Origin of the sequence: Streptomyces sp. NPDC056503, from assembly GCF_042794995.1 — a bacterium.
Taxonomy (GTDB): domain Bacteria; phylum Actinomycetota; class Actinomycetes; order Streptomycetales; family Streptomycetaceae; genus Streptomyces.
In genome coordinates, this window is record NZ_JBHTST010000246.1 from 1 (window position 1) to 4,453 (window position 4,453).

Annotated in this window: 4 protein-coding genes and 1 tRNA gene; 3 read left to right on the forward strand and 2 right to left on the reverse strand. The window is 71.6% G+C overall.

From position 1 onward, the window contains the following. Positions 1-36: 36 nt before the first annotated feature. Positions 37-885: an MHYT domain-containing protein gene (locus ACFQ8C_RS36545; RefSeq protein ID WP_383466210.1), complete on the reverse strand. Its 849-nt coding sequence runs from the start codon at positions 883-885 to the stop codon at positions 37-39. A gap of 208 nt (positions 886-1,093) precedes the next feature. Here ACFQ8C_RS36545 and ACFQ8C_RS36550 point away from each other — a divergent pair. Further along, positions 1,094-1,180: transfer RNA gene (locus tag ACFQ8C_RS36550), tRNA-Ser, on the forward strand. 80 nt (positions 1,181-1,260) lie between these two features. On the opposite strand, the gene ACFQ8C_RS36555 is transcribed toward ACFQ8C_RS36550, so the two are convergent. Continuing rightward, on the reverse strand, positions 1,261-2,631 hold the full coding sequence (locus ACFQ8C_RS36555; protein WP_383466212.1) for a hypothetical protein: 1,371 nt from the start codon (positions 2,629-2,631) through the stop codon (positions 1,261-1,263). Positions 2,632-3,071: 440 nt separating this feature from the next. On the opposite strand from ACFQ8C_RS36555, the gene ACFQ8C_RS36560 reads away from it, so the two are divergent. After that, complete coding sequence (locus ACFQ8C_RS36560) at positions 3,072-3,590, forward strand: O-acetyl-ADP-ribose deacetylase (RefSeq protein WP_383466214.1); 519 nt, start codon at positions 3,072-3,074, stop codon at positions 3,588-3,590. 397 nt (positions 3,591-3,987) lie between these two features. Further along, positions 3,988-4,293: a hypothetical protein gene (locus tag ACFQ8C_RS36565; RefSeq protein ID WP_043224849.1), complete on the forward strand. Its 306-nt coding sequence runs from the start codon at positions 3,988-3,990 to the stop codon at positions 4,291-4,293. Positions 4,294-4,453 lie beyond the last annotated feature (160 nt).

Consider the following 4,453-nt stretch of genomic DNA (forward strand, 5'->3'; position numbering starts at 1 on the left):
GGGCCATCGGGCCCCCGGCGCCGTCTCCGTGCGTCCCTAGAGCTCCCGGCCCTGGCTTCCGCTGGTGACACCCCAGTTGTTGTCGGCGTTGAGGCCGGTCTGGATGTCGCCGATGTCGATGCGCCGGACGGGCCGGGCGGCGGGTTCCTCGTCGCCCATGATGAGCATCGGGTCGAGCATGACCACGGCGGCGGCCAGGACCAGGAAGATCAGCGGGCCGACGAGCAGCGGCAGCACGTCGATGGCGGAGGAGCCGTCGCCCGAGGCGGCGTGGGCGTCATGGGCGACCTGGACACCGACGGCGGCCATGCCGGTGTAGTGCATGCCGGTCACGGCGATGCCCATGACCACGCTCGCGCCGAGGCTGGCGAGGAAGCCGCGGACGGAGACGGCGGCCCAGAGGGCGGCGGTCGCGGCGGCGACGGCGATGACGACGGAGAGCGCGACGACGCCGGGCCGGTACGTCAGGGAACCGTTCATCCGCATGGCGGCCATGCCCAGGTAGTGCATTCCGGCGACGCCGAGGCCGGTGAAGAGGCCGGCGGCGAGCAGCGGGACCGGCCGGGCGCCGCGGTAGCCCACGGTGAAGACGCCGGCGCCCACGACGAGCACCGCGACGAGCAGGCTGAGGAAGGTCAGCGAGCCGTCGTACGCGATGGCCGTCTCGCTCACCTGGAAGCCGAGCATCGCGATGAAGTGCATGGTCCAGATCCCGCACCCGATCGACACGGCCCCGAGCGCCAGCCACCCGGGCTTCCGGGTCCGCCCGGTCGCGAGCGACCGCACGGTGCAGCGCAGCCCCAGCGCGCTGCCGAGGCAGGCCATCACGTAGCCCACGAGTGGCGTGACCATGCCATAGCTGAACCCGTCGATCGTGCCCTGCACCGTGGGGACCTCTGTTCTTCTCAAGAGACGTGGAGATGTTGTGAAAGGGACTCTAACCCGGCGTTCGCGGCGATCCGGAAGCACCCGTCACATCACGGATGCACCGGACGCCACCCCCTGAACCCGCCCGAGCCGTCCCGCTCTCCCGCACCCCCCTCGCCCACCCGGTACGCTGTAGCCCGCTCCGCCCCAAACGGTCCGGAGCGAGGGTGGGTTGCCCGAGCGGCCTAAGGGAACGGTCTTGAAAACCGTCGTGGCAGCGATGTCACCGTGGGTTCAAATCCCACACCCACCGCAGACGAACGGCCCCTGACCGGATGGAACGGTCGGGGGCCGTCGGCGTTCCCGCTGCCGGGGCGAGGGGCGCGGGTGGGTTCAGGGGTGGCTGCGGGCCTGCGGGTCGTTCAGGCAGAGGGCGATGTTGCGGACCGCCGCGGTGAGTTCCTCGATCACCCGGGCCGCCTGCTCCGCGTTGTGGAAGACCGGGCGGTCCGTGAGGGAACGGCGCAGCTCCTCCGCGGCCCGGACGGCGGGGCCGGCGTCCCCGGCGGCCAGGGGAGGGGCCGCGGGCACGGGCGCCGCGCTCTGAGGGGGAGGCGGAGGGGCGGAGGGGTAGGACTCGGGCTCCGCCCGGTAGCCGCCGAAGGACGGCGAGAAGGCGCCGGATCCGACGGCCAGGGAGGTGTGCGCCTCCTCCCGGACGTGCGGGACCGCGAAGTGGTCCTGTCCGTGCTGGGGGACCGCGAAGTGGTCCTGTACGTGCTGGGGAACCGAACCCTGTACGTGCTGGGGAACCGAACCCTGTACGTGCTGGGGAGCCTGGCCCTGCACGTGCTGGAGGGCCTGGCCCTGTACGTGCTGGAGGGCCTGGGCCTGTACGTGCTGGAGGGCCTGGCCCTGGGCCTGGCCCTGGTCGTGCTGCGGGACCGGGACCGGGACCGGTGCCTTCCCGTGCTGGGGGGCCGGGGCCTGGGGCTGGGAGTGGGACTGGCGGGCCCGGGGCAGGGCCAGGTGGTCGAAGCCCGGGAACGCCGGCGTGGCCGGGTGCGCGGCGGGCTGGGGGTACTCGCTCTGCCACTGCGCGCGGTAGTACTCCACCTGGTCCTCGCAGGAGGAGCGGGAGTGGAAGACCGCGGTGTCGTCGCCGAGGTCCGGGTACCAGAGGTTGGGGCCGGGGAAACGCACGGTCCGCATGCGGGGCTTGATCTGCTCGGCGCACCCCATGCAGCAGCCCTCCGGCACGATGAGCGGGATGCCGCCGCTCTGCTCCGGACGCCGGGGGCCGCCCTCCGGGGGGCGGTACTCCCCGTGGTGGCAGGGCGGCAGTTCGCCGCAGGCCCGGCAGACGGCGTAGTGCTCGGGGAGGACCTGCCAGTCCATGCTGGCGGGGGCGCACCAGTGCTTCACCGCCGACCGGGGCAGGTTCTCGTCGCGCAGCACGAGCACCACCGGTCGCCTGTAGAACTCGGCGCGATCGGGGGCCGGTTTGAACGCCTGGTTCTCGGCCCGCCGCAGTTCGTTGGCGTGCCACCACAGCTCCACGTGGTCGCGCCATGCCTTCTCGTAGGATTTCGGCCATGCGTTGTCGGGGTAACCGGTGATCTCCAGGACCCGCCACGCCCGCCGGTCCAGCACGACGATGGAGCCGGCCCGGAGCCGCAGATGTGTCCCCGTGCCGTCCTCGTCCGGCCAGTCGTGACGGCCGATGAGAGTGGGCTGGTCCGGGAGCCACCTGCGAATCTGCATGACACGCTCCTAGGCGACGAAACCTCGTGGTTTCAACTGGGGCAGTAGGTGACATTCTGAACAATTTAGGCGTCGCCTTGGGGTTAGACACGCACACGGCGCTGATCGATTGAGGGCCGGAAAGGCCTTCTGGGCCGGGCATTTCGCTTCCCCCGCCCGACGGGATCCGGAGACGCGCGTCCCCGCGGGGCGGTTGCCGGGGAGCCGGGCCGCGGCGTCCCGACACCCACTCGTACGCGTGACGTCGCTTCCGCTGTTGTCAGCCCGTACGTATGCATCGTCCCGTGCGGTGGCCGCCGGCTGCCCCGGACGGGGGCTTTCCCGGTCCGGAGAGGTGGTAAAGCGGCCGTCGCCCCGCGGACGGGGCCGACGGGACCCGGGAACCGCGGAGTCGGGAGGCCGGGGGCCGTACCGTTCCACGGAACCGACGGAGAGGTGGCGTGGTGCGGATCGTGCTGGTGCGGGGGGACATCACCGCGGAGGCGGTGGACGCGGTGGTGAACGCCGCGAACTCGTCGCTGTACGGGGGCGGGGGCGTCGACGGGGCGATCCACCGCAAGGGCGGCCCGGAGATCCTCGCCGCCTGCCGGGAGCTGCGGGCGTCGCGGTACGGGAAGGGGCTGGCGACCGGGCGGGCCGTGGCGACGACGGGCGGTCGGCTGCCGGCGCGCCACGTGATCCACACCGTGGGCCCCGTCTGGTCGGAGAGCGAGGACCGGTCGGCGCTGCTGGCGTCCTGCTACCGCGAGTCCCTGCGGGTGGCGGACGAGTTGCGGGCCCGTACGGTCGCCTTCCCGGCCATCTCCACGGGCGTCTACCGCTGGCCGATCGACGACGGCGCGCGGATCGCGGTCGGGACGGTGCGGGCGGCGGAGACGGAGGTCGAGGAGGTGCGCTTCGTGCTCTTCGACGCGACCGCCTACGCCGCCTTCGAGGCCGCGGTGGCGGCCGAGGGGTAGAAGGACTCGAAAGTCCTTTCCCTCTTCTCGGCTCCGTTCGGGACGGGGTGGGCGGCCGTCGCCGCCCGCGGTCCGGTTTGTCGGGGGTTCTGGCGGAACGCTTCCTCCCGTGCGGCGCAACGGATCCGGGGTGGTTTCGCGGTCGCCGTCCGCTGTGAGCTGGGGGTTTCTCGGCTACGAAGGGTTTATCGGCTTGTCCTCACGCTTGCGGGGGAATCGGGCGCTCCGGGGTGGTTCGCCGGGGATTCGGTGGGCAACTCTGGATTCGCGACGTCGAGCAGAGAACGACCGGGGCGGTAGGCCAACCTCCCTGGTCAGGGCCGGAGTTCACGGCCCGCCTTCAGTGATCCGCGTTTCCGTGCACAGCAGACTGGCTTCAGTTCCCGGAGGAACAGACATGGCAAGCATCCGTACCGCCCGCATCGCCGCCGCCGTCGTCGCCCTGCCGCTCGCCGCAGCCCTCTTCGGCGGCGTGGCGCAGGCCGACAACGGTGGCTTCGCGGACGACGGATCGAACACGAGCGTCGCCACGATCATCGGCAGCGGCGTGGGTGGCGACAACAACGGCAACTCGACCACCACGCAGCAGGTGGCGACCGGCTCCGGTGCCTCCAACCAGAACAACACGGCGAGCGTGAACGGCTCCGCCTTCACCCACATCTCGCAGGCGAACAACACGGTCAACTTCTACCCGTGGTGGTGACGAGCCCACGGGCCCGGCCCGAGGGGGCGTGACCGCGGTGTGAACGGCGGCCCGTCCGGCGGTACTTCGGTACCGGCGGCCCGGCCCCCCCGTCTGTTATAAAAAAAAACCAGCCCACCAAACCCAAAGCGAGAAGGGATTGCCGGGTGGGGGGTAGAAA